General features: G+C 61.9%; 20 protein-coding genes. 8 read left to right on the top strand and 12 right to left on the bottom strand.

The genetic code is table 11. The features are described from left to right. Positions 1-109: 109 nt before the first annotated feature. Together AC0L28_RS15935 and AC0L28_RS15930 are read right to left on the bottom strand one after the other, a co-directional pair. Positions 110-2,272, bottom strand: a complete 2,163-nt coding sequence (locus tag AC0L28_RS15935) for an amylo-alpha-1,6-glucosidase (RefSeq protein ID WP_023798574.1) — start codon at positions 2,270-2,272, stop codon at positions 110-112. Positions 2,273-2,315: 43 nt separating this feature from the next. After that, complete coding sequence (locus tag AC0L28_RS15930) at positions 2,316-3,377, bottom strand: glycosyltransferase family 4 protein (protein ID WP_473478586.1); 1,062 nt, start codon at positions 3,375-3,377, stop codon at positions 2,316-2,318. Positions 3,378-3,591: 214 nt separating this feature from the next. Here AC0L28_RS15930 and AC0L28_RS15925 point away from each other — a divergent pair, with 214 nt between their 5' ends. Continuing rightward, positions 3,592-3,894 carry a DUF982 domain-containing protein gene (locus tag AC0L28_RS15925; RefSeq protein ID WP_473478584.1) on the top strand — a complete coding sequence of 101 codons (303 nt, stop codon included), beginning with the start codon at positions 3,592-3,594 and terminating at the stop codon, positions 3,892-3,894. 123 nt (positions 3,895-4,017) lie between these two features. On the opposite strand, the gene AC0L28_RS15920 is transcribed toward AC0L28_RS15925, so the two are convergent. Next, a complete protein-coding gene (locus AC0L28_RS15920) occupies positions 4,018-4,758 on the bottom strand; it encodes a helix-turn-helix transcriptional regulator (RefSeq protein WP_023798571.1) in 741 nt (246 codons plus the stop codon). Positions 4,759-5,004: 246 nt separating this feature from the next. On the opposite strand from AC0L28_RS15920, the gene AC0L28_RS15915 reads away from it, so the two are divergent. Further along, a complete protein-coding gene (locus AC0L28_RS15915; protein WP_473478581.1) occupies positions 5,005-6,756 on the top strand; it encodes a PAS domain S-box protein in 1,752 nt (583 codons plus the stop codon). A 57-nt stretch (positions 6,757-6,813) separates the two neighbouring features. On the opposite strand, the gene AC0L28_RS15910 is transcribed toward AC0L28_RS15915, so the two are convergent. After that, positions 6,814-7,488 carry a LuxR C-terminal-related transcriptional regulator gene (locus AC0L28_RS15910; RefSeq protein WP_128244923.1) on the bottom strand — a complete coding sequence of 225 codons (675 nt, stop codon included), beginning with the start codon at positions 7,486-7,488 and terminating at the stop codon, positions 6,814-6,816. 373 nt (positions 7,489-7,861) lie between these two features. Here AC0L28_RS15910 and AC0L28_RS15905 point away from each other — a divergent pair, with 373 nt between their 5' ends. Next, a complete protein-coding gene (locus tag AC0L28_RS15905; RefSeq protein WP_473478578.1) occupies positions 7,862-8,548 on the top strand; it encodes a N5-glutamine methyltransferase family protein in 687 nt (228 codons plus the stop codon). 84 nt (positions 8,549-8,632) lie between these two features. On the opposite strand, the gene AC0L28_RS15900 is transcribed toward AC0L28_RS15905, so the two are convergent. Together AC0L28_RS15900 and AC0L28_RS15895 are read right to left on the bottom strand one after the other, a co-directional pair. Beyond that, positions 8,633-8,908 carry a hypothetical protein gene (locus AC0L28_RS15900; protein ID WP_198032602.1) on the bottom strand — a complete coding sequence of 92 codons (276 nt, stop codon included), beginning with the start codon at positions 8,906-8,908 and terminating at the stop codon, positions 8,633-8,635. 112 nt (positions 8,909-9,020) lie between these two features. Continuing rightward, entirely contained in the window at positions 9,021-9,878 is an 858-nt protein-coding gene (locus AC0L28_RS15895; RefSeq protein ID WP_473478575.1) for a beta-keto acid cleavage family enzyme, read from the bottom strand. 94 nt (positions 9,879-9,972) lie between these two features. Here AC0L28_RS15895 and AC0L28_RS15890 point away from each other — a divergent pair, with 94 nt between their 5' ends. After that, a complete protein-coding gene (locus AC0L28_RS15890; RefSeq protein WP_128172431.1) occupies positions 9,973-11,295 on the top strand; it encodes an aspartate aminotransferase family protein in 1,323 nt (440 codons plus the stop codon). A gap of 12 nt (positions 11,296-11,307) precedes the next feature. Here the strand turns inward: AC0L28_RS15890 and AC0L28_RS15885 are convergent, their stop codons facing one another. Next, positions 11,308-12,180, bottom strand: a complete 873-nt coding sequence (locus AC0L28_RS15885) for a MurR/RpiR family transcriptional regulator (protein ID WP_473478572.1) — start codon at positions 12,178-12,180, stop codon at positions 11,308-11,310. Between the two features lie 117 nt (positions 12,181-12,297). Here AC0L28_RS15885 and AC0L28_RS15880 point away from each other — a divergent pair, with 117 nt between their 5' ends. The 3 genes from AC0L28_RS15880 (at position 12,298) to AC0L28_RS15870 (ending at position 16,633) form a co-directional block, all read left to right on the top strand. Further along, positions 12,298-13,281 carry a TAXI family TRAP transporter solute-binding subunit gene (locus AC0L28_RS15880; RefSeq protein ID WP_023798563.1) on the top strand — a complete coding sequence of 328 codons (984 nt, stop codon included), beginning with the start codon at positions 12,298-12,300 and terminating at the stop codon, positions 13,279-13,281. 72 nt (positions 13,282-13,353) lie between these two features. Continuing rightward, entirely contained in the window at positions 13,354-15,957 is a 2,604-nt protein-coding gene (locus AC0L28_RS15875) for a TRAP transporter permease (protein WP_473478569.1), read from the top strand. A gap of 235 nt (positions 15,958-16,192) precedes the next feature. Further along, the gene (locus AC0L28_RS15870; RefSeq protein WP_473478567.1) at positions 16,193-16,633 is read left to right on the top strand and encodes a hypothetical protein; all 441 of its coding nucleotides are present in this window, start codon (positions 16,193-16,195) and stop codon (positions 16,631-16,633) included. Positions 16,634-16,868: 235 nt separating this feature from the next. Here AC0L28_RS15870 and AC0L28_RS15865 read toward each other — a convergent pair whose 3' ends face one another. The 5 genes from AC0L28_RS15865 to AC0L28_RS15845 form a co-directional block, all read right to left on the bottom strand. Next, complete coding sequence (locus AC0L28_RS15865) at positions 16,869-17,918, bottom strand: L-idonate 5-dehydrogenase (RefSeq protein ID WP_128172434.1); 1,050 nt, start codon at positions 17,916-17,918, stop codon at positions 16,869-16,871. After that, positions 17,915-19,321: a TRAP transporter large permease gene (locus AC0L28_RS15860; protein ID WP_287260309.1), complete on the bottom strand. Its 1,407-nt coding sequence runs from the start codon at positions 19,319-19,321 to the stop codon at positions 17,915-17,917. Before AC0L28_RS15860 ends, AC0L28_RS15865 begins: the two co-directional genes overlap by 4 nt. 3 nt (positions 19,322-19,324) lie before the next feature. Continuing rightward, complete coding sequence (locus AC0L28_RS15855; RefSeq protein ID WP_023798555.1) at positions 19,325-19,897, bottom strand: TRAP transporter small permease; 573 nt, start codon at positions 19,895-19,897, stop codon at positions 19,325-19,327. Between the two features lie 79 nt (positions 19,898-19,976). Continuing rightward, positions 19,977-20,951: a sialic acid TRAP transporter substrate-binding protein SiaP gene (locus AC0L28_RS15850; protein ID WP_023798554.1), complete on the bottom strand. Its 975-nt coding sequence runs from the start codon at positions 20,949-20,951 to the stop codon at positions 19,977-19,979. Positions 20,952-21,011: 60 nt separating this feature from the next. Further along, entirely contained in the window at positions 21,012-21,731 is a 720-nt protein-coding gene (locus tag AC0L28_RS15845; RefSeq protein ID WP_473478562.1) for a FadR/GntR family transcriptional regulator, read from the bottom strand. A 214-nt stretch (positions 21,732-21,945) separates the two neighbouring features. On the opposite strand from AC0L28_RS15845, the gene AC0L28_RS15840 reads away from it, so the two are divergent. Next, positions 21,946-22,146, top strand: coding sequence for a cupredoxin domain-containing protein (locus AC0L28_RS15840; RefSeq protein WP_023798552.1), 201 nt, complete (start codon positions 21,946-21,948; stop codon positions 22,144-22,146). Positions 22,147-22,170: the final 24 nt, after the last annotated feature.

Here is a 22,170-nt window from a genome sequence, read left to right as displayed (position 1 = left end):
TTTTTCGAAACTCGCAGCCGCCAATCAGCTGCCGTGCGTCGGAACGCTCGGACGGGCCATCGGTTCCGCTAATTGCAGCCCGGCAGCTGGTTCCATGCGAAAAGCCAAACTAGGTCCGCACGATGAGCGGCACCAATCCCTCGTGCCGGTCGGCGAGAAAGGCGACCACCCTGTCGCCGACACGCTGGAATGTCAGATCCACCTTCCTGGTGCCAACGCCAAGATGCCTCAGCGTCAGCGTGTCGATGCCGATCGGCAGCCTGGGACGGGTGACGTGGATTTCGCCGTCCCAGCCATCGATCTCGAGACCGAGGCAGGCCTGCATCAGCATGAAGGCAGACCCAGCCGACCATGCCTGCGGCAGGCAGGCGACGGGATAGGCGATCGGCGCCTCGCCCGGCGCGCGGGTAAAGCCGCAGAACAGTTCGGGCAACCGCATGTTGAAGTGGACCGCCGATTCGAAGGTGCTGCTCATCAGCCGGATCACGTGTTCACGCTCGCCAAAGCGTGCCAGACCGGCGCCGCAAATGGCGGTGTCATGCGGCCAGATCGAGCCGTTGTGGTATGACATCGGGTTGAAGAACACAGCATCGTCGGCGAGCGTCCTCAGCCCCCAGCCCGAATGGAAGGACGCCGAAAGCAGCTGGTCGGCGACCATCTGCGCCCGTGCCGGCGCGGGGAGGCCGACATAGAGAAGGTGCCCGACATTAGACGTCCGCACCTTGCAGGGCTCGCCGGCGCCGTCGATCGCCAAGGCATAGAAGCCGAGATCGTCCAGCCAGAAATGGCGCTCCACAGCGGCGCGCATGGCTTCGGCGCTGCTCTCCCAATGATAGGCCCTGTCGATCTCGCCGCGGCGGCGGGCGAGCGCCGCCAACCCCCGGAACGCGGCAAAGGCATAGCCTTGCACCTCCACCAGGGCGATCGGTCCCCTGGGGGTTCGGCCATCGGCATGGAAGACGGAATCGTGGCTGTCCTTCCATCCCTGGTTGGCGAGGCCGGACTCGGCGGCACGCTGATAGGTGACGAAGCCGGTCGGCCGGCTTGCCTCCTCGGTCCATTCAGCCGCAGCGCAGAGCGACGGCCACAGGCTGTCGACGAACGCCATGTCACCTGTACGGTCCGCATAGGCGCAGGCGAGGTGGATGTAGAGTGGCGTCGTGTCGACACCGCCATAGTAACGGCCGAAGGGGAGCTCCCGCAGCGCCGCCATTTCGCCTTTGCGGGTCTCGTGCATGATCTTGCCCGGCTGCGAATCGCTGAACGGCGATGTCTCAGTCGCCTGGTGCTGGGCAAGGAAGGCCAGCACGCCTCGCGCCAGGCCCGGGTTGAGCCACAGCATCTGCAAGGCGGAGATCACGCCGTCGCGGCCGAACGCCGTCGAAAACCAGGGGATGCCCGCATAGGGGTAGGGTCCGGTCGAAAGCTCGGTGGTCAGCAGCGCCACATCGGCGCGGGCACGCTCGACCCAATCGTTGAAGACGCGCCCGGAACTGTGCACCGTAGCACCGTGGCGGCGCTTGGCCCGCATGCCGAAGCGAGCCCGGGCCGCGGCGGCGCGGAAACGATCGCGGTTCGGCGTTTCCGCCATTTCGGGACCGACTTCGACATACAGCATCTTGCGGCTGCGCCTCGTCACGGCAATCAGGAAATCCGCACGGTCGCCCGTCAGCTGGTCTGGCGCCTGCGAGAACGATATCGCCGACATCCGCGCCAGCCCATCCAACCCGTCGTAGCGAAGCAGCACGCAGGTCGCATCCGTCTTGGCAGCATGGGCCATGCCGCGCTTCGGCCTTGTCGAGCCGCGCACTTCGAACATGTCGCGGAAATCGGCGGCAAAATGCAGCGAAACGCGGATGGTCGACTGTTCCTGGCTGTAGTTGGAAAGGGTGATGCGTTCAAACAGCCGGTCCTGCCAAAGCAGCCTGACGCGCTCGATATGGATCGCGCCCTGCGGAATGTCCCGGCCGCGGACGCTCTGCATCGGCAGATTGGTCAGGTTGGAGGTGAAGAGCACATTGTCCTGGCTGAGCGACGCACCGAGCAGCGATGTCTGCCGGTCGCCGACGGTCAACCGGAATTCGGAAAGCACTCGCGTGTCGTCACGGAAGAAACCGTCGCCGGCGCCGCGGATATCGCCGTAGGCGTCGGACACGGCAAAACAATCGCCTTGCTTGAGGGCGAACAGCCGATGCGGCTCTCGAGGTGCGGTAGCGTCCAGGGACGCAAGCGCTACCGAGGGATCAAGCCTGCGCTCGTCGAGTTGGGCCATTCTCTACATATCCGTCTCGTTTCGCCCCCCGAGGTAATGCCGCTCACGACGCTCTTGCTTCGGTCGAGGCGCCGATCAGGCGCGCATAAACGGAAACATAGTCGCGGGTCATTCTTTTGGCAGAAAACCGCCTTTCGAAGACAGCTCGCACCCTCCGCCTGTCGAGCCGCAGCAAGTCGGGCACCGAGGCAACCGCCCCTTGCATGGAATCCACGATAAAACCGGTCACGCGTTGATCGACGATTTCCGGCAAGGCGCCGGATTTCCAGGCGATCACCGGCGTGCCGCAGGCCATCGCTTCTATAACGGCAAGACCAAACGGCTCCGGCCAGTCGATCGGGAATACGAGGCCGGCCGCGTTGCCGAGGAATTCCGCCTTCTTGTCTTCCTCGATCTCGCCGACATAGTCGACACGATCGCCGTCGACCAGCGGCTCGACCATGTTGCGGAAATATGCCCGGTCGTCGTCGCCGATCTTTGCTGCAAGCTTCAGTTTCAGCCCCGAGCGCAGCGCGATCTCAATGGCACGATCCGGACGCTTGTCGCGCGACATCCGACCAAGGAAGGCGAGGTAGGGCTCCCCTGGGCTCGGCTCGAAAACCGCCTTGTAGAGTTCGGTCGGCAGCCCGTGGTGGATCGTCGCCAGCCAGTTGGCGTCGGCCAGCCCCGTCCTTTGGCTGCCGGACACGGAGATCATCGGAAAGCGCGGAAAACGCTCATAGGCCGGTGCCAGATCGACATAGTCGAGCCTGCCATGCGGCGTCGTCACCGTCCGCTCATGGATGTGCTCGAAGAAGGAAAAATGCAGGAAATGGCTGAGGTGGAAGTGAATGATATCAAATTCGTGAGCTCGTTTCCTCACCTCGGAAAGCATCGAAAGGTGCGCGGCTGTCTCGGATTTCAGCGGGCTTGGGTCAAGACGCAGCGCACGCTCGCGGCACGGCACCAATTTTGCCGAGGTCCTTGTATCGCCACTGGCGAACAAAGTTACGTCATGGCCCAGCTCGACCAACCCTTCGGTCAGATAGGAGACAATGCGCTCCGTGCCTCCATAGAGCCGAGGCGGCACGGATTCGTGGAGCGGCGCCACATGGGCTATTTTCATAGACTGGCATTTCCCAGAAAGATCATCGCTGATGTCGAAATGCACCACTTCCCCGAACGTTCCGCAACGGCAAGAAGTCGGGCGATGACTGGCGATCCACCCAGCCGGCCCGCTGCCGTTTATCAAGGCCGTGGGGTTTATTCCGGGAACCAATTGGCTGGCCGTGAATTTAACTAGATTCGATCGAACGCATCGCGATCGACGGGAGGAAAAGATGAATCGCCTGGAATTCTTTACGCCGGTGCGAATTGCGCGCGGGCACGGAGAGCCTGTGGAAGAAATCGACAATGTCAGCGAAGCGATGACGTTTTTGCGCCACTGGCCGAAAGGTAGGCGCGGCCCGGTGTATCAATGCGCGCTGAATTGCTGCGCTGCGGCACTGGCAGGTCAGATGTCTGCCGAGGAAGCAAGAAAGGCTTTTAAGGGCTTTGCCCGGATCACCCGGCTCCTGGATGACGACATAGCGCCGCCGATACGCGGCGAAAGGATGGACAGCGCATACACGCCGAGGCGATAGACGCCTGCGCTCCCAGGTGCCAGTTTACCGACCAGCCCAGTTGGCGAGCAGCATTACCGCGACACCGGCGATCTGCGCGGTGCGCAGGATGCCCGGGCGCCCGGATCCAGGCCGACCCCAAAATCATGGCAAGACCGAAATGCGCCCCAGAAGAGCCACCAGTTCCGCCTGACGTCTCGTTTCGGTCTTGGCGAACAGCGAGGCAAGCTGTGAGCGGATCGTGGTGCGGCTGAGCCGCCAGCTGCGGGCGATCTCCAACGGCGCATCGCCCTGAGCCAAACGCAGAGCCAGATGCGTTTCCGCGCTCGTCAGGCCAAACATCCTTTGCAGTGTCTGAGGGTTTGGCCCCGACCTGTTCACACGGCCAAGCAATGCCACGATGCTCGTTCCATCGGGGGCGATAAGACCGTTCTCTTTCAGTACCACCGGCCTGTCACCTGTGCTGCGGATCACCACCCAGGAAAGGGAGCCGGGCAGGAAAGGCGCCGGGACATTTGCGACCAGCCGCCTTAGGGCTGCCGAAAGCACACTGGCTGTATCAGCCGCTTCGCCTTTGTGCTCCAGAGTGGGGCGCTCCGGCGTGGGGCGCTCCAGCGTGGTTAGAGCGGCCGCGTTCCATTCGATTACTTTTCTATCGCGGTCTAGTACGAGATAGCCACAGCCGAGGCGATCAAGCATGCCGGTGACGGATTCCAGGCTGCGTCTCCTTGGTTCGTCGCCCTCTGTCTCCGGCCGATCGGATGCACGAGCTGAAGGATAAGCATAGGAGGGCCGCGTCACCTGCGCGTCAGGGTTATACTTGGTTCCTGTCGTGATGTACCGGTCGCCCACAACGGCATCACTGTATCTATCGATCATAGCCATTTTCCAACCTCCCCAAAGGTCCATCAGCCCGTAGTAACTTGCCCGGGATTTACGAACAGTCTTCTTGCGCAGGGCTCGCAAAAAATGCGCTCCCTACTGTCTTGAAACTCGTTATATTCTGATGAGTTCTGTTCGCCCCTGTTTGATAAAATGCGCGCTGTGATAGTGGTATGGCAATCCCGCAGTCGGACTAGGTTGTACGTTTTTTGCTCTAGTCTCGATGGCCTAGTCAAAAGGTAGTAGTCTATGTCGATGAACTGGCAGTCGCGCAGGTCGGATTTGAACCCAACAGGCAGACTGCTAACTCACATTGCCTCCGCATCGGTGCTGGCTGCAACGCTGATATTTGAAACAAAAGCGTCAGCATACATCGGAGAAGGGTCGAGTTTCCTCGAATTTATTCCAGCTATTATTATCATTTCCTACCTTGAAGACCGTGGTCCTGCGCTTGCGGCGACGGTCCTGATGGTGGCTGCCGGCTTGTGGACACGAAGCACCCTGCATGGTCAGGTCTCCGGCGAAGATTGGGCGCGCGCCATTCTGCTTCTGATTTCCGGTGGCGTAATTGCCATGACATTCCATCGGCTGCGGCAGGACGTGCGTGAGTTGCTGGAGGTAGCCGAAGCCAGGCTCGCTGCCGTCGAAGCAACCGAAAGCCGCTATCGTTGGGCTTTCGAGCGCGCCGCCATGGGGTTCGCAAACATCAACGAGAAAGGTGAGTTGCTGCAATCCAACAGACGCCTCAGCGAGATGACAGGCTACGAGGAGGACGAGCTTGCCCAACTGCAGCTGGAGACACTCGTTCACCCGGACGACCGTGATGCCTTGGCGCAATTGCTGGCTGGCCTGGGCAAAGACTCTGCTTCGTTCGCTTCGGAGGTGCGTCTGTCAAGAAAGAACGGTTCGGCATTCTGGGCGCGGCTAACGCTGTCTTTGTCCGTGCCCGACGGGGTTCTCTCAGAGACCATTTTCGTGGTGGTCGACGATATCTCGGGACGACGAGCCGTGCACGAAGCGCTTCGGGCTCAGAAGGAGTGGCTGGATCTCGCTTTGTCTGCTGGACGCCTGGCCACGTGGCGGATCGACCTTAAAGACGGCATCGTCACCGGTTCGGGTGCGTTCTGGGACATTCTCGGACTGCCTCCGGCCGGCAGCCGCCGGTTGGAGGAACTGTCGGCCGTCGTTCATCCGGCGGACTGGCCAAAGCTGGCCGTATCGAGAAAGCTCGCATCGGTCACCAACTACGACGTCGAGATTCGCGTCCGACGCCCGGACGGACATATCCGCTGGGTTGCTCTGCGCGGAAGGGAAGAGAAATACGATGATCGTCTACAGCGGCTCGGCGTGGCCGCCGACCTGACCGAGCGACGGCAAACCACGCTGCTGCGTGCCGCGGCAAAGAAGCGGGAGCGCATCATGCTCGAGCAACGCCACAGGTTCATCAACCTGTTCCCGGTGATCACGGCACTGGTGAACATGGTCAATGATCCCGAGAACAATCTCGCCAGGTACAAGGAGACGCTCATCGACAGGATTCGTTCGCTCGAGGCAACGCATCTGCTCCTTTCGGGCAACAGCAGCGGGTCGGGGATGCTTCACGATCTCGTTGTCCAGGAGCTGCAACCGTATATGGGGACACGCGAAATATCTGTCGGCGGTCCCTCGGTTACGATGTCGGGAGGCGCCGCCGAGAGCTTTGCGATGATTGTTCACGAGCTTGCGACCAATTCCTTGAAACATGGAGCGCTTGGCGATTCAAAAGGCCGGATCGAGGTAAATTGGACGTTCGCATCGGAAGATGCAGGCAGTGACATCGTGTTCGACTGGGTGGAATCAGGGCGGCGGCGGCGGCCTGCAAAAGTTGTCCGCCATGGTTTCGGTTCGATGATAATCGGAGTGGATGGGGCGCCGCTTGTCGGTCACTCTCCCAAGCTGGAGATGACGGATCACGGGCTGCGATATTCGCTGCGGCTGTCGCGCAAGGAAATCGGACCTTGAGGCCATCGGAAGCGTTTAACAGCGCCCCTTGCGTATCAAAAGAACGTGGTGCTCTAATTAATTGATATCCCTCGTTAACCACGTCTTCAGCATAACGGCAGCCTCCGTCCGATTCCGCACCCCAAGCTCACGCAAAACGGCAGCGGCATGGATTTTCGTCGTCGCTTCGGCAATCTCCAGATCGCGCGCGATTTCCTTGTTCGAATAGCCTTCCGCCATCAGCTTCAGGACCTCCTTTTGCCTCGAGGTCAGCCTGCCAAGATTGCCGGTGGTGGTGCGTCGGTGCGGGACAGGCTCGGCGGGAGCAGGTATGTGAGGTGTTGGCGCAGCACCGGGGCGCGACAGAAGTGCAGGGACGTAGATGCGGCCCGAGAGGATTTCGTTGACGGCCATAACGACCTCCTCGTCTTTTTGCGACTTTACGATATAGCCGTGGAGACCGATCGACAGAGCCGTGAGTATCTCCGAGCGTGAATCGTTTCCGGAAACGATGGCAAATCGCGTATCCGGATAAGCCGACAAAATGCCGCTGAGCACTTCCTGATTGAACAATCCCGGCATGTTCAAGTCCAGGATCGCAAGATCAACGGACGCCTGCTCGGCCAGCAGACTGAGCGCGGCGTCGAAACACGACGCCTCGAATATCTCCACACCTGGAATGCCTGCGCTGAGAGCCAAGCGCAGGCCACGACGATACAGGCCGTGATCGTCGGCGATGACGATTCGATACATTGAACTACCCCAACGAAACCTGAATGGATTGAACGGTCACGGGCCTTTGGAGTCGTGGCCAATTACTCGTCAATTCATCCAGTCAACGCCAGCGGTGCCCCAACACCGCAAGCCCAGCTTGCTAATATAATCCTAAAAGGCAGGTAAGGCTCCTCTTTTTTTGAACCCTGTCAACGGGAGCCGCTGAACACGTCGAATCTTCCGTTCCTATCCTCCAGGACCATGTGCCAACGCCTTTGAGACGATGCCGATAACTCGCGATCCCAAATGCCCTGGCGAGGCGTGTTTTTCGATTGCCGATCGGGAACTTAGTGATTTAACTTCCACTCAATTGTCGGGCACTGCGACCCGGCAAGACAGGGAGGGAGCTGTCGTGAGCGAAGAGATCAGTGTCGCCGAAGCCTACCGCAAAGGCCGCACCATCTTCATGGGGCTGGAGTTGCTCATCGCGCCCGGTGCGCTCGTTCCCCGGCCGGAGACGGAGTTGCTCGGCACGACAGCACTTGATGTTCTGCGGCAAATGAACCTGTCGGCGCCGCGGGTTGTCGACATGTGCTGCGGGGCCGGCAATCTGGCCTGCGCCATTGCGCATTACGCCCCTGCCGCGCAGGTCTGGGCGAGCGATCTCACCGATGGATGCGTCGAGGTCGCGCGCCGCAACGTCGCCCATCACGACATGGCAGATCGCGTGTCGGTGCTGAGGGGTGACTTGTTCAGTGCTTTCTCGGGCTTGCAACTCGACAGCACGATCGACGTGATCGTCTGCAACCCGCCATACATTTCGGAAAAGCGGCTCGAGGGCGACCGCGCGCATCTGACCGAGCTCGAGCCTCGTGAAGCGTTTGCAGCCGGCCCCTACGGCCTGAGCATCCATATGCTTGTGATCAAGGACGCGCCGCGCTACTTGCGGCGCGGAGGCATCCTGCTCTTCGAGGTCGGTCTCGGCCAGGACCGGCAGGTCATGCGTTTGCTGGAGCGCTCCAAGTCCTTCGAGGGGATCCGGGCGGTCACGAACGAAGCCGGCGAGGGAAGGGTGGTTGTGGGACATACCACGCCGTGAGCGTCAGCCATGCCGCAACGGCTGGCTCAATTCCGGGTGTTCACGCTTCTGGCGCGCTCCAGCAAAAAGCAAAAAAGGTGGCGCTTACTCGCGTCCCTGATCAGCTTTTTGGGCTTTTCTTGATTTATTCGGTGCTATTACAAGCCCGCTGTTGTCTGGGTTTGCGTCGGAGACAAAGCTGTATGCAAAGATGTGTCCCCGGTTCTCGTCGGTCACTCGGATCCAATCCTTTTCCCACCTTCGCAGCGTAACATGTCGATCTGTCGACATGGCGGCGGCTTTGAAGGGGCTCGGCGCGTTGATGACACGCACCGTGATCACGTCATCGCCCTCCATTTGTTCGACGAGGTACGTCTGCATAAAGGCCTCCCCAGCGCCACTGCAACCCTAACGTCAGTCAAAAAGTTCGGTTGCAGCGTAGCAAAGAGATTTTCGACAAATGTGACGGACCGAAGAGGCGTGCGGGCGAGGGTTAGCCCTGGATCGACCAAGCGGCGCGCAGGTCGTTGGCTTGGGCGATCCTGACGCCACAAGCAGTCAGAGCGCCTCTGGTCGCTGTCACGAGCGCGGCATTGTCCTTGGCAGTCGTGCCGTCGGCCAGGGTAAAATTGTTCTCGAAGCCGACGCGGGCATGACCGCCCAGCAGCGCACCGGCCGTAACGCAAGCGCTTTCCTGCCGACCGAAGGCGCAGACCATCCAGTGCGCGAAGCGCGGGCGGTCCTGCGCAAGGAAGGGCAGCAGATCGGCCGTTCGCGAAACCTGTCCCGGCGTGTAGCGGCCGAGCACATAGAGCACCGGGATGTCGTTGAAAGGTACCAGCCCGCGCTGCTGCATGGCGGCCAGGGCCGACGCCTCTTCGGGCGTGTAAAGGATGATCTGAGGGGCGATCCGCTCGCTCTTCAACCACGCCAGGAACTGCGCGAAATCGGTCTCATGGGCAGCGTCCGGCACCAGTTCACGCAGCGCCAGCGAAACCGCCTCAGGGCGGGCAGCGCGCACCACCGCCACCTGCTCGGCCGGCTGGTAGCGGCCGATCGCTTCGCTGGTGATCTGGATGATCAGCCGCTCGCCCACCGCATCACGTATCGCTTTCGTCGTCTCGCGATAGGCGTGCGCGTCGAGCAAATGGCGGCCGTCGCGGTCGCGGACATGGGTATGGATCATGGCGGCGCCCGCCTCGAGGCAGGCGGCGGCAGTCCGGGCCAATTCCCAGGGGCCGATCGGCAGGGCAGGGTGGTCTTGCTTGCCACGCCGTCCACCATTCGGCGCAACGGCGATTGCCGTCGGTGCGATAAGTCCGGGGCCGGTCGCGTCCCTGTCGGCGGTCATAATCTCAGTCCAATTGTTTCAGTATTGCGCAGTGTGTAACATATGTTGCATGATAGGTTCGCTGCAAATCGCGCCATCGTCAATCGGGGAAGGCATGACACACATCCTGCACCGCCAGATCCACGCGAGCCTGCCCGTCGCGGCTGGCGGCAAGGGCATCGAACTGTTCGACCGCGATGGCCGCGCCTATATCGACGCGTCAGGTGGCGCGGCGGTTTCCTGCCTCGGCCACGGCCATCCCGAGGTGACAGCCGCGCTCCATGCGCAGGCCGACAAGCTCGCCTATGCCCACACCAGCTTCTTCACCAACGAGCCGGCCGAGACATTGGCCGACAAGCTCGTCGCCGGCGCGCCACAAGGTATCAGCCACGCCTACTTCGTGTCCGGCGGCTCCGAAGCGGTGGAGGCGGCGCTCAAGATGGCCCGCCAGTTTTTCGTCGAGACCGGCAGGCCAGAGCGGCGAAACGTCATCGCCCGCCGCCAGAGCTATCACGGCAACACGCTCGGCGCTCTCGCTGCCGGGGGCAATGAGTGGCGCCGCGCCCAATTCCGCCCTTTGCTGATCGACACGCATCACATCGACGCATGCTATGCCTACCGCTACCAGAAAGCCGGTGAGAGCGAGGCGGCCTACGGACTGCGCGCCGCCCAGGCGCTCGAGGATAGAATTCTCGAACTCGGTCCGGACACTGTCATGGCCTTCGTCGCGGAACCTGTGGTCGGCGCGACAGCAGGAGCTGTGCCCGCGGTTCCCGGCTATTTCAGGCGCGTTCGCGAAATCTGCGACCGCTACGGTGTGCTCCTCATCCTCGATGAGGTGATGTGCGGCATGGGCCGCACCGGCACGCTGCACGCCTGCGAGCAGGACGGCGTCGCGCCCGACCTGATGACAATCGCCAAAGGGCTCGGTGGCGGCTACCAACCCATCGGTGCGGTGCTGCTTTCGCGCCGCATCTTCGACGCTTTCGCCGAAGGCTCCGGCTTCTTCCAGCATGGCCACACCTATATGTGCCACCCGATGGCCTGCGCGGCGGCGCTCGCCGTCCAGGACGTGATTGCTCGCGACGATCTGCTTGCCAATGTCCGGGCGATGGGAGCGCATCTTTCGCGGCGACTGGGCGAACGGTTCGGCAACCATGCCCATATCGGCGACATTCGCGGGCGTGGCCTTTTCATGGGTGTAGAGTTGGTCGAGGATCGCTCGACCAAGGCGCCGTTCGAACCGAAGCGGAAGCTCAATGCGAAGATCAGGCGCGAGGCGATGGCGCGCGGCCTGCTGGTCTATCCCGCAGGGGGAACGATCGACGGCGTGCGCGGCGATCATGTGCTGCTGGCGCCGCCCTTCATCATAGACGCCGCGGCAATCGACGCGGTTGTTGAACGGCTCGGCGACGCGATAGACGCTGCAGTGGCATAGCGCCAGCGCTCTTCATTCCGGCAGATAGGCGCCGAACGCCTGTAACTCCAGTTCCGTCTCCCTGACACGAGCCGCGGCTGCAGGCCCGCTGCGCGCCAGCATCGTTGCGGCCAGCGCTTCCACGATAGCCATGGCCGCGGCTACCGACGGGAAGAAGGACGGGCTGTCGGTAGAGAATCGCAAGACAACCTGCGCGTGCCGCGCGATCGGAGCAGCCATGCTGTCGACGATCGCGACAATCGGAACGCTGTGTCGTTGCGCAGCCTCCACCACGGGCCCGAGTTCACGCGAATAGGGCGAAAAGCCGATCGCGACGACCGCTTCCTTCTTTCCAAGCGCTGCGAGTTCCGCCTCGATCGCACCGCCGTCGCCGCCGAGCAGCGTGATCTCGCGCCGAAACATCCGGCAGAGATAGACAAGCGCGTGGGCGGGCGCGCGGCAGCTTCGGAACCCGGCGACACGTATGCGCTGAGCCTTCTCCAGTATCGCGCAGGCCCTTGCGATTTCTTCGCTGCCGTTGACGGCTTCGGCCGTCGCCAGATTGGCCACCGTCGTCCGCAGCGATTCGGCGAAGATCGTCTCCGACCTGCGCCTGACAAGCGCATCGGCCCTTGCCGCGAAAGGCGCCTTGCCGGAGCGCAGCCGGTCTTCGAACGGCTTGCGCAGCGCCGCCCAGTCGCCAAAACCCAGTCGCCGCGCCAGTCGCACGAAGGTCGTCGGTGTCACCTCTGATCTCGAGGCCAGCACCCGCATGGACACCAGCGCCACCTCGTCGGGGTGATCGACCACGAAACGCGCCGCCTTGCGCAGTTCCGAGCTCAATTTTGGGAGTTCGGTCAGTATGCGCGCCAAAAGCGCGTCGAAACCCGTCTCCCGACTGTCCATTGTAACAAGCATTTCCCTTGATTGATAAAGCGCAACAATCGTAGCATGCATCGACGTGCCTTGACACCAAAACACCGGACGGCCGCGACGGCACGCAAAGTACCAAGGGAGAACCAGATGAAACATGCCCGGACTGCACGCCTCGGAGCGCAGATTGCCGCCTTGTCGGCGGCGCTGCTGTTTTCGGCCAGCGCAATGGCGCAGCAGAATTTCGTTACCATCGGGACCGGTGGCGTCACCGGCGTCTACTATGCCGCCGGCGGCGCTATCTGCCGGTTGCTCAACAAGGATCGCAAGACACACGGCATCCGCTGCTCGGTCGAATCGACCGGCGGATCGGCATTCAACGTGAACACGATCAAGGAAGGCGAACTCGACTTCGGCATGGCCCAGTCGGACGTCCAGTACAACGCCTACAAGGGACTGGAATCATTTAAGGACGGTGGCCCCCATACCGACCTGCGCGCGGTCTTCTCGATCCATCCGGAGCCGTTCACGGTGCTGGCGCATCCCAATGCCGGCGTGACTAAATTCGAGGATTTCAAGGGCAAGCGTTTCAACGTCGGCAATCCCGGTTCCGGGACGCGCGCTTCCATGGAGCGTCTGCTCGGTGCGATGGGCTGGACGTTGGCCGACTTTTCGCTCGCATCGGAGCTGAAGGCTGACGAGCACGGCCCGGCGCTCTGCGACGGCAAGATCGACGGGTTCTTCTACGGCGTCGGCCATCCTTCAGCGAACATCCAGGACCCGACGACCACCTGCGCCGCCAAGCTGGTGCCGTTGACTGGAGAGGTCGTGGACAAGCTTGTCGCCGAGAATCCATACTACGCCAAGGCGATCATTCCGGGCGGACTCTACGCGAACAATCCCGACGATACCGGGACTTTCGGCGTGCTCGCCACGTTGGTCACTTCGGCCAAGGTTCCCGATGAGAGCGTCTACCAACTGACCAGGGCGGTGTTCGAGAACTTCGACGAGTTCAAGTCGCTGCATCCGGCCTTCGCCAATCTCGATCCCGCCAAGATGGTAGCGGAAGGAAATTCCGCGCCGCTGCATCCGGGCGCTGAAAAATACTTCAAGGAGAAGGGCTGGTTGAAGTAGGCTTCGTGACCTGACGACGGTCCGGCGGGTCCAGCTGATCCGCCGGGGCCATCCGCAACAGGAGACGACGTCATGAGCGAAGTGAAGGCACAACCGGCCGGCGTCGATCTCGAAGAGCTCGAACAACTTGTCGCGGAGGCCGACACGGGCGGCCGGCATCCGGTTGGCACGGTCGGGCGAATCCTGCTCTGGGTTGCAGTCGCGTGGTCGCTTTTCCAGCTCTGGTACGCTTCGCCTTTGCCGTTCGTGTTCGGCTTCGGCATTCTCAACGACACGGAAGCGCGCGCTATCCATCTCGGCTTCGCGCTGTTCTTGACCTTTCTCGCCTATCCGGCGCTGAGATCCTCGCCCCGCGATCACGTGCCGCTGCTCGACTGGGTGCTGGCCGTGGTCGGCGGATTTGCCGGCGCCTACCTTTTTCTCTTTTACGTCGTGCTTTCCGGACGGCCGGGCCAGCCGACCACGCTCGATCTGGTGACCGGTACCGTTGGCATCCTGTTGCTGCTCGAGGCGACGCGCCGTGCGCTCGGCCTGCCGATGGTTGTCGTGGCCTGTACCTTCATCTTCTACACCTTTGCCGGCCAGTACATGCCGGACGTGATTCAGCATCGCGGCGCATCGCTCACCAAGTTTCTCAACCATCAATGGCTGACCACCGAAGGCGTCTTCGGGATTGCACTTGGCGTGTCGACGAGTTTCGTCTTTCTGTTCGTCCTGTTCGGCACGCTTCTGGAAAAGGCAGGCGCCGGCAACTGGATGATGCAGATTTCCATCGCGCTGCTCGGCCATCTGCGCGGCGGCCCGGCGAAAGTCGCCGTGGTCTCATCGGCTCTCAACGGCGTCGTGTCCGGCTCGTCCGTCTCCAACGTGGTTTCAGGCGGCATCTTCACCATCCCGCTGATGAAGCGCACCGGCCTTTCCGGCGTCAAGGCAGGCGCCATCGAGGCTTCAGCCTCGATCAACGGCCAGATCATGCCGCCGGTCATGGGTGCGGCCGCATTCCTGATGGTCGAATATGTCGGCATTCCCTATTCGGAGATCGTCAAGCACGCGCTGCTGCCGGCAGTCTTCTCCTATATCGCGCTGCTCTACATGGTTCATCTCGAAGCGATAAAGATGGGCTTGAAGACGATCCCGCAGCGTCCGACGCCGGCAAGAGAACGGATGCTGCGGATGGGACTGGGACTGTCGGGCAGCGTTCTCGCCGTCTGTATCGTCTATTACGGCATTGTTGCTATCCAGGCTGTCTTCGGTGGGGCCGCGCCGCCGGTGCTCGCAATCGCCGGCGTCGCTCTCTACGTCGCCTCGGTCTGGTATTCCTCGCGCTATCCGGATCTCGCGCTCGACGATCCGAACGCGCCAATCCTCGAACTGCCGCGCGCCTGGGACGTCACGCGGACCGGGCTCGACTTCCTCATCCCGATCGCGGTGCTTCTGTGGTGCCTGATGGTCGAGCAGATGTCGCCCGGGCTTTCGGCGTTCTGGGCGACCGTTTCAATCCTCGGGATCGTCGCCACCCGCAAGCCGCTGATGGCGGTGTTCCGTAAAGAAAATCTCGCCGCCTCAGTGCGGGCTGCCTGGGACGATCTGATCGACGGGCTGGCGCTCGGCGCCCGCAACATGATCGGCATCGGTATCGCCACGGCCACTGCCGGCATCGTCGTCGGCACGATCACACTGACCGGTCTCGGCCTGATGATGACGGAACTCGTCGAGTTCATCTCCGGCGGCAATGTCATCCTGATGCTGATCCTCATCGCCGCGATCAGCCTTGTGCTCGGCATGGGCATCCCGACCACCGCAAACTACATTCTGGTCGCCACGCTGATGGCCCCGGTCGTGGTCGATCTCGGCGCCCAGGCCGGACTGCCGATCCCGCTGATCGCGGTCCACCTGTTCGTCTTCTACTTCGGCATCATGGCCGACATCACCCCGCCCGTTGGGCTGGCCGCGTTCGCGGCGGCGGCGATTTCCAAGGAGGATCCGATCGCCACCGGCTTCCAGGGCGCGCTCTATTCGCTGCGCACGGCGATCCTGCCGTTCGTTTTCATCTTCAACCCGGCGATGCTGCTGATCGGAGTCGACACCTGGCCGCAGACGATCTGGGTGGCGACTGTCTCGTTGATCGCCATCCTGCTGTTTTCGGCCGCGACCATGAACTGGTTCGTGACCAAAAGCCGCCTGTGGGAAAGTGCGGCGCTGCTGCTCGTCTGCTTCACGCTGTTTCGGCCGGACTGGTGGCTCAACCAGGTGTCGCCGCCTTACGAGGAGTTGCCGGGGAGCGAGTTCCTGTCGGCGGTGGCGCAGACGCCGGCCGATGGCCGCATCAATTTCGTCGTCGAGGGCGTCGACCTCATGGGCGAGGATGTCCGCAAGACGGTCAACGTGCCGCTCGGCGAGCCGGGCGAGCCGCTGGAGCGGCTGCGCGGCATCGGCCTTACCATCACGCAAGCGGGCGACGCGCTGATGATCAGCAATGTCGATTTCGGATCCTACGCCAAGCGCATCGGGCTGGATGTCGGGTATGACGTGGTGGCGGTGCTCAGAAAGGCCGACCAGCCCTCGAGCCTCATTCCGATCGGCCTGGCGCTCGCTGCGACCGCCGGCGTCGCCGGGCTGCAATTTGCGCGGGCGCGCAAGCAGGCCGACACGAAGGAAACCGGGCCGGCAGGCTGAGACTGGAGCGGTTGACAACAGCTGGCGGGGGTCGATTCCGGTAGGGCGCGAATGACACCCCAAGCGCCATGGCAACGTTCACACGACGGGATTGGCCGGTTTCCGCCATACAACGGTGATTGGACAGGTACATGGGAGACGGCATCGACTTATTGCTGTCGTCCTGGAAGACCCTGACGGCCGATTGCGGACACCTCGGGCTTAGCATAGTCATGCTCTTCTTTGAGGAGATTGCATGTTTCGCATTATTAGCGCGATCGCTCTGTCTTGTTTATTGGTGACGGTTGCTTACGGGCAGTCGCCACCGTTTTGTAGAAACAGCTTTGCGCCTGGGGAAGAGATTGAGACGCGTTTTATGGGCATTGGCTACGCGCTAACAATGTATGCGCTTGCCGAAAAATACTGTGGTGCCGAACCTGCCCCGATGAGGCCGAAGTTTCTCGGCTATTTGAAGAGGCAAGGCTGCGGCCCTGAGACAGAGATTTATCAGGATGTCGAAATGTCGATCGGTAGGTTGGAGGGGGCCAACTTGTCGCTATTGGCGCAGAGCGGAGACCCAAGCCTGTCTCTAACTGAGCAGCAGGCGAAAGATTGGGCCATGAGCACATCGAAGGAGCTTGGCGGGTGCGAGCGCTTGATTGAGCTACACAATACCGAACCGGAGTCCTGGCAATAGATCGAGGTGTCGATGCGAAAGGGACATTGCGGAGTAGCCACTTTCGGCCAAGTCGACAGTCGGTGTCGGCACAGTTGCCATAGCGCTCTGCCGCTGATGGTAGTTGATACCGAGCGATGGAAATATTCCGCCCTTGTGTGAGCAGCACATTGCTTACTTCGTGGCCGAAGGAGCAGAACGCTTAGAGTGTCATTTCGCCCCTACCGGGACCGACCCTTCCGCCGGGAAAAACGCCTCAGTCGGCGGTCAGCACCACCTTGACGCTCTGCGAGCGGTCGGCGGCCAGGGCAAACGCATCGTAGGCCGAGGAGAGGGGGCGTTCGGCGGTCACCAGCTTCAGGACATCTATATCCCCGCTGACGATGAGGTCGACCGCCTCGTTGAATTCCGCGCCGAAACGAAACGTGCCGTTCAGATTGATTTCTTTGGCCATCACCGCATTGGCGGCCACCGGGATCTGACCACCCGGCAGATTGCCGACCTGAACGACCGTGCCGCCGCGCCGGACGCTGGCGATCGCAGCTGCGAGACCCGCGGCGGTGCCTGAAATCTCGAACGCGACATCGATCAACTTGTCGGCCGCGAGCGCCTTGAGCTCGTCATCGCCGCCGAACAGGTTGATCGTCCTGTTTGCTCCAAGTTTGCTGGCGAAGGCGAGCGGCGCCTCGGCTATGTCGGCGACGGTGAGCTCGCCACAACCCTTGAGCCTGGCGGCGAGCATGGTCAGGAGCCCGATGGGGCCGGCGCCGATCAGGATGACGTTGCGGCCGGCGATGTCGCCGGCCCGCGCCACGGCATGCAAGCTGACGGCGAGCGGTTCGGCAAGTGCCGCCGCCTGGTAGGCAACAGCATGCGGGACTTTGATGCATTGCGCCGGCGTGGCATCGAACACGCTGGCAAAACCGCCTTGCATGTGCGGCGTTTTCGACGCCGAGCCCATGAAATAGATGTTTTCACAGAGATTGGCGCGGCCCTCTGCGCATCGGGCGCATTGTCCGCACCAGCGCGACGGGTTGACCGCCACGCGATCACCGACGGCAAGTCCTGGCGCGTCCGCGTTGATTTCGACGATCTCTCCGGCGACCTCGTGACCGAGCACGAGCGGCGATGTGACGACAAAATCGCCGGTCCGCGCATGGCGGAAATAGTGCAGGTCGGAACCGCAGATGCCGCCGGCGCCGAAGCGCACGCGCACCATTCCGGGCGCGAGGGGGCCGAGCGGATGCTCGACGACGCGCAGATCCTCAGGGCCAAAAAGCGTTGCGGCGATTGGACTGTCGATCAACGGATCAGCCCCATTTGCGTCGGCAGCCACAGCGTGATGGCGGGGACGAAGGTGATCAGGATCAGCGCGACGATCAGCGGCACGAGCCAGGGCAGAATTGCCATGGTGGTACGCTCGACCGACAGTTTTGCGACCCGCGAGAGGACGAACAGCACCATGCCGAGCGGCGGATGGAGCAGACCGATCATCAGATTGAGCGTCATGATCAGACCGAAATGCACCGGATCGATGCCGTAGAGAACCACGATCGGCAGGAGGATCGGCACAAGGATCGTGATGGCGGCGATCGTGTCGAGAAAACAACCGACGACCAGCATCAGGATGTTGACCAGGATCAGGAACACCCATTTGTTTTCGGTCAGCGATGTGATGAAGACCGAGAACAGCTGCGCCGCCTGGCTGACCGTGAGCAACCAGGCGAAGATCGACGCTGCGGTGACGATGAAAAGGACCGACGCCGTCGTCTCGATCGTGTCGAAACTGGCCTTGGCGAGGGCTGAAAGTGTCATCGTCCGATAACGCACAAGCCCGAGAAACAACGACCAGATGACGGCGGCCATGGCCGCTTCGGTCGGGGTGAACCAGCCCATGGTCATGCCGCCGATCAGGATGATCGGCGTCATCAGCGCCATGACGGCGGAAAAGTCGAAATACCAGTCGCAGGCGATCAGGACGACGAGCGCGATGCCAACGGCGATGTTGAGCGACAGTCCCATCTGGACAAGGACATAGACGGCCAGCGGAAAGCAGCACACGACGGCGACCTCGATCGAGGCGGCGGCGAGCCGGTTCAGTTTGAACGGTGTGTCCGAACCCCAGCCCCGGCGGTGGGCGAAGATCGCGACCGTCACCATCATCAGCGCCGTCATGACGACGCCGGGCAGGATGCCGGCCATGAACAGCGCGCCGATCGAGACGTTGGCCATCATGCCGTAGATGACGAAGGGCAGCGACGGCGGGAAGATCGGGCCGAGCGTCGAGGAGGCGGCGGTGACGCCGACCGCCGCCTCGACGGGATAGCCGTGGTCCTTCATCGCCTTGATCTCGATGGTGCCGATGCCGGCGGCGTCGGCAAGGGCTGCGCCCGACATGCCGGCGAAGACCACCGATCCGATGATGTTCACCTGCGCGAGGCCGCCCTTCATCCAGCCGACAAGCGCCAGCGCGAAGGAATAGATCCGCCCGGTGACACCGGCGATGTTCATGAGGTTGCCGGCAAAGATGAAGAACGGCACGGCAAGCAGCGGAAAGCTCTCGACACCGGCGATCATGCGCTGCGCGGCGATGATGTCAGGCGCCACGCCATAGAAGACGAGATAGAGCAGCGACGACACCGCCATCGACACAGCGACAGGCACGCCGACCAGCATCAGGACGAGAAAGGCTCCGATCAGAAGCAGCATGGCCTATTCCCCCAATCCGTCGAACGCGGCGGGGCGCTCCAGCGCCGAGTAGCCACGGCGAATGTTGCCGATGAAGACCTGGATGGCGCGCAGCATCATCAGCACGAAACCGGCGAAGACGGCGTAGAAGACGACGTTGCGCGGCAGGTTGATGGTGACCATCCGCTCGCGGTGGACGATCCCGACATAGCGCCAGAGGAGCCAGGACATGTAGGCGAAGAAGCAAATGGTAATCACATTGACCGCGAGCGCCAGGTAGCGCCCGGCCCCAGCGGGGAGATAGTGATAGAGCACGTCGACGTGGATGTGGCGCGTGGTGCGCGTGCACATGACCGAGCCCAGGAAGACCACGACGACGAGGCAGTTGATGGCGATCTCCTCGGTCCAGGCAAAACTGTTGTTCATGACGTAGCGCGTAAAGAACTGCAGGAACACGCAGAACGACATGCCCCAGAACACGGCGAGCGTGACCCAGTCCTCCACCGCGTATCGCGACAGATCGATGGGCGGCGCTTCTTCCTCGAAGGCATGCGCCAGTTCTTCTGCTGTAACCTGGGTGTGGACCTCTTGGGTCATCGGCAAGCTCCGGGCACTGTTGGACAGCGGGCTCGACAGACCCGACGCGCTTGTCGCGCCGGGCCCGGATCGATGCGGCTTACTTGACGGCGCGGATCGCCTCCCAATCCTCCTTGCGGTAGCCGAACTCCTCGAACGTCACCTTCTCCATCACGTTCTTTTCGAAATCGGCGCGATCGACTTCGGTGACGGTGAGACCGCGCTCCTTGAAGGTTTCGACCAAAGCCTTCTCGCGATCGACGATGATCTTGGTCGCTCGCGCGGCGGCTTCCTGCATCACCTCGGTGAAGATCGCCTTGTCCTCGTCCGACAATTGCGACCAGCGCGATTGCGACACGAGCGTGTTGAGATGATCGACGATGTGCCCGGTCAGGATAATGTGCTTTTGCACTTCGTAGAATTTTTTGGCGTCGATCGTCGTCAGCGGGTTTTCCTGCGCTTCCACCGTACCCTGCTGCAAGGCGAGATAGACCTCGGCGAAGGCGATCGGCGCGGTGTTGGCACCGCAGGCGCGCGGCATGGCGAGATAGGCCGGCACATCAGGCACGCGGATCTTCAGGCCCTGCATGTCGGCGCATTTCTCGATCGGCCGGTTGGAGGTCGTGTGACGCGTGCCGTAGTAGGTGGTCGCGGTGATGTGATGGCCGGAGGCCTCTTCGAAGCCGGCGGTCAACTCCTTGTATTTGGCGCTCTTGGTGTAAGCGAGCAGGTGATCCGCGTCGCGGAAAGTGAACGGGAAGTAGGTCACGCCGATCGGCGGGTATTCGCGGGCGGCGAAGCTCGATCCGGAGATGATGATGTCGACCGTGCCGAGGGTCAGCCCCTGGTTGATGTCGGCTTCCTTGCCGAGTTGCGAAGCCGGGAAGACGTCGATCGTATAGCGGCCGTCGGTGCGCTTCTTGATCTCCTCTGCCGCCCACACCGACTCGGTGTGGAAGGGTTCGGACGTTTCGTAGACATGGGCCCATTTCAGCGCGGTTTGTGCAGAGGCCGAAGCCATGGGCAGAGCGATTGCGGCGATCGTGCCGAGCAGAACGGCGTATTTCCTCAACATCATATTCCTCCCTGTGAATGGATTGACGGTGCCGACAGGACCCTCCCGGTCGGCTGACTCCTATCCCGCGACCTCCCTGGCCGCGGATTTCTCACCGAAATTGCGTGAGAATCTCAGTTGCGACTGACGCAGATGTTCTTGCATGGCGGCCTTGGCCCGTTCAGGGTCGCGCGCCGCGATCGCGTCGCGCACGGCGCGATGCTCCTCCGCGGCGGCCCGCCAGGACTCCCTGTTCTCGAAATAGCTCGACAGGCGTTCGAAATATGGGTTCATGCGCTGGTCGAAGAGCTCGTCAATGCAGCGCACCAGCACGGCGTTTCCGAGAATGCCCGCCACTATCGTATGGAACTCGCGGTCGAGCGCGATCGTCATCCTGGTCGGGCGAGGTATGTCCTCCATGCGGCGCAGCACGTCGTCCATATGTTCGATGTCGATCGGCCGGGCATGGAGGGCGGCTTCGGCGGCGATCGCCCCTTCGATGAACTCGCGCGCCCGCAACAGCTCGAACGGGCCTTCATCCATTTCTGCCGTCAAAATTTCGGCGCGCGGCGGTTCGGTGACGTAGATGCCCGAGCCGACGCGAATGCGTATGCGCCCCTCGACCTCGAGCGCGATCAGCGCTTCACGGACGGTCGGGCGGGAGATGCCAAGCTGATCGGCCAGCTCGCGCTCGGTCGGCAGCCGATCGCCGACTGCGAACTCACCCGCGTCGATCAGCTGCCTGAGCTGATCGGCGATCTGTCGGTAAAGTCGACGCGGTTCAACGGCCTGGATCGGCATTGTTACCCAGTTCTACTTCAACGGAATCATCTGGCAGATCCCGGATCGGTAAATTGGTCTGACCTATTGATCGAAACCTGCCGCGAAAAAGGCTGAGAGTCAAGTAGCAGAGAACGCCGATGGGAACCCATTCTCCGTGACTTTCTTGCAAACGACGGATCGGCCATGGCTGGACGGCAACTCTTGAACTTCCAGCAGCTGGAAGGATTATCGCGTGGTTTCCGCCGGCGGACAGCCGAATTATTTCACCATCAACGGCCGCGCCTATCCTTCGAGGGACACGATCAGGATGAAAGTCGGCGAAACTCTGAAAGTGCGCTTCATCGGCACCAATGTGCCACTTGTGGCAGCGGATCATGCAGAGGCGACTTCCGGCACCGTAGCATATCTCACCTGCGCAATGAGTATAGACTGAGAGGGGGCGCCAGGGCAGCTAGGG

The sequence above is a fragment of the Mesorhizobium sp. WSM4847 genome (assembly GCF_055811335.1).
Note: the sequence above shows the minus strand (reverse complement) of the source record. Positions and strands in the feature narration are given on the sequence as shown.

What these genes read in the sequence shown, in the direction of transcription:
- AC0L28_RS15845 (WP_473478562.1), bottom strand. Translation starts at nt 21,731, where the DNA reads ATGCCGATCCAGGCCGTTGAACCGCGTCGACTTTACCGACAGATCGCC.
- AC0L28_RS15860 (WP_287260309.1), bottom strand. Translation starts at nt 19,321, where the DNA reads ATGCTGCTTCTGATCGGAGCCTTTCTCGTCCTGATGCTGGTCGGCGTG.
- AC0L28_RS15855 (WP_023798555.1), bottom strand. Translation starts at nt 19,897, where the DNA reads ATGACCCAAGAGGTCCACACCCAGGTTACAGCAGAAGAACTGGCGCAT.
- AC0L28_RS15915 (WP_473478581.1), top strand. Translation starts at nt 5,005, where the DNA reads ATGTCGATGAACTGGCAGTCGCGCAGGTCGGATTTGAACCCAACAGGC.
- AC0L28_RS15920 (WP_023798571.1), bottom strand. Translation starts at nt 4,758, where the DNA reads ATGGCTATGATCGATAGATACAGTGATGCCGTTGTGGGCGACCGGTAC.
- AC0L28_RS15890 (WP_128172431.1), top strand. Translation starts at nt 9,973, where the DNA reads ATGACACACATCCTGCACCGCCAGATCCACGCGAGCCTGCCCGTCGCG.
- AC0L28_RS15895 (WP_473478575.1), bottom strand. Translation starts at nt 9,878, where the DNA reads ATGACCGCCGACAGGGACGCGACCGGCCCCGGACTTATCGCACCGACG.
- AC0L28_RS15850 (WP_023798554.1), bottom strand. Translation starts at nt 20,951, where the DNA reads ATGTTGAGGAAATACGCCGTTCTGCTCGGCACGATCGCCGCAATCGCT.
- AC0L28_RS15910 (WP_128244923.1), bottom strand. Translation starts at nt 7,488, where the DNA reads ATGTATCGAATCGTCATCGCCGACGATCACGGCCTGTATCGTCGTGGC.
- AC0L28_RS15935 (WP_023798574.1), bottom strand. Translation starts at nt 2,272, where the DNA reads ATGGCCCAACTCGACGAGCGCAGGCTTGATCCCTCGGTAGCGCTTGCG.
- AC0L28_RS15900 (WP_198032602.1), bottom strand. Translation starts at nt 8,908, where the DNA reads ATGCAGACGTACCTCGTCGAACAAATGGAGGGCGATGACGTGATCACG.
- AC0L28_RS15870 (WP_473478567.1), top strand. Translation starts at nt 16,193, where the DNA reads ATGTTTCGCATTATTAGCGCGATCGCTCTGTCTTGTTTATTGGTGACG.
- AC0L28_RS15925 (WP_473478584.1), top strand. Translation starts at nt 3,592, where the DNA reads ATGAATCGCCTGGAATTCTTTACGCCGGTGCGAATTGCGCGCGGGCAC.
- AC0L28_RS15930 (WP_473478586.1), bottom strand. Translation starts at nt 3,377, where the DNA reads ATGAAAATAGCCCATGTGGCGCCGCTCCACGAATCCGTGCCGCCTCGG.
- AC0L28_RS15885 (WP_473478572.1), bottom strand. Translation starts at nt 12,180, where the DNA reads ATGGACAGTCGGGAGACGGGTTTCGACGCGCTTTTGGCGCGCATACTG.
- AC0L28_RS15875 (WP_473478569.1), top strand. Translation starts at nt 13,354, where the DNA reads ATGAGCGAAGTGAAGGCACAACCGGCCGGCGTCGATCTCGAAGAGCTC.
- AC0L28_RS15880 (WP_023798563.1), top strand. Translation starts at nt 12,298, where the DNA reads ATGAAACATGCCCGGACTGCACGCCTCGGAGCGCAGATTGCCGCCTTG.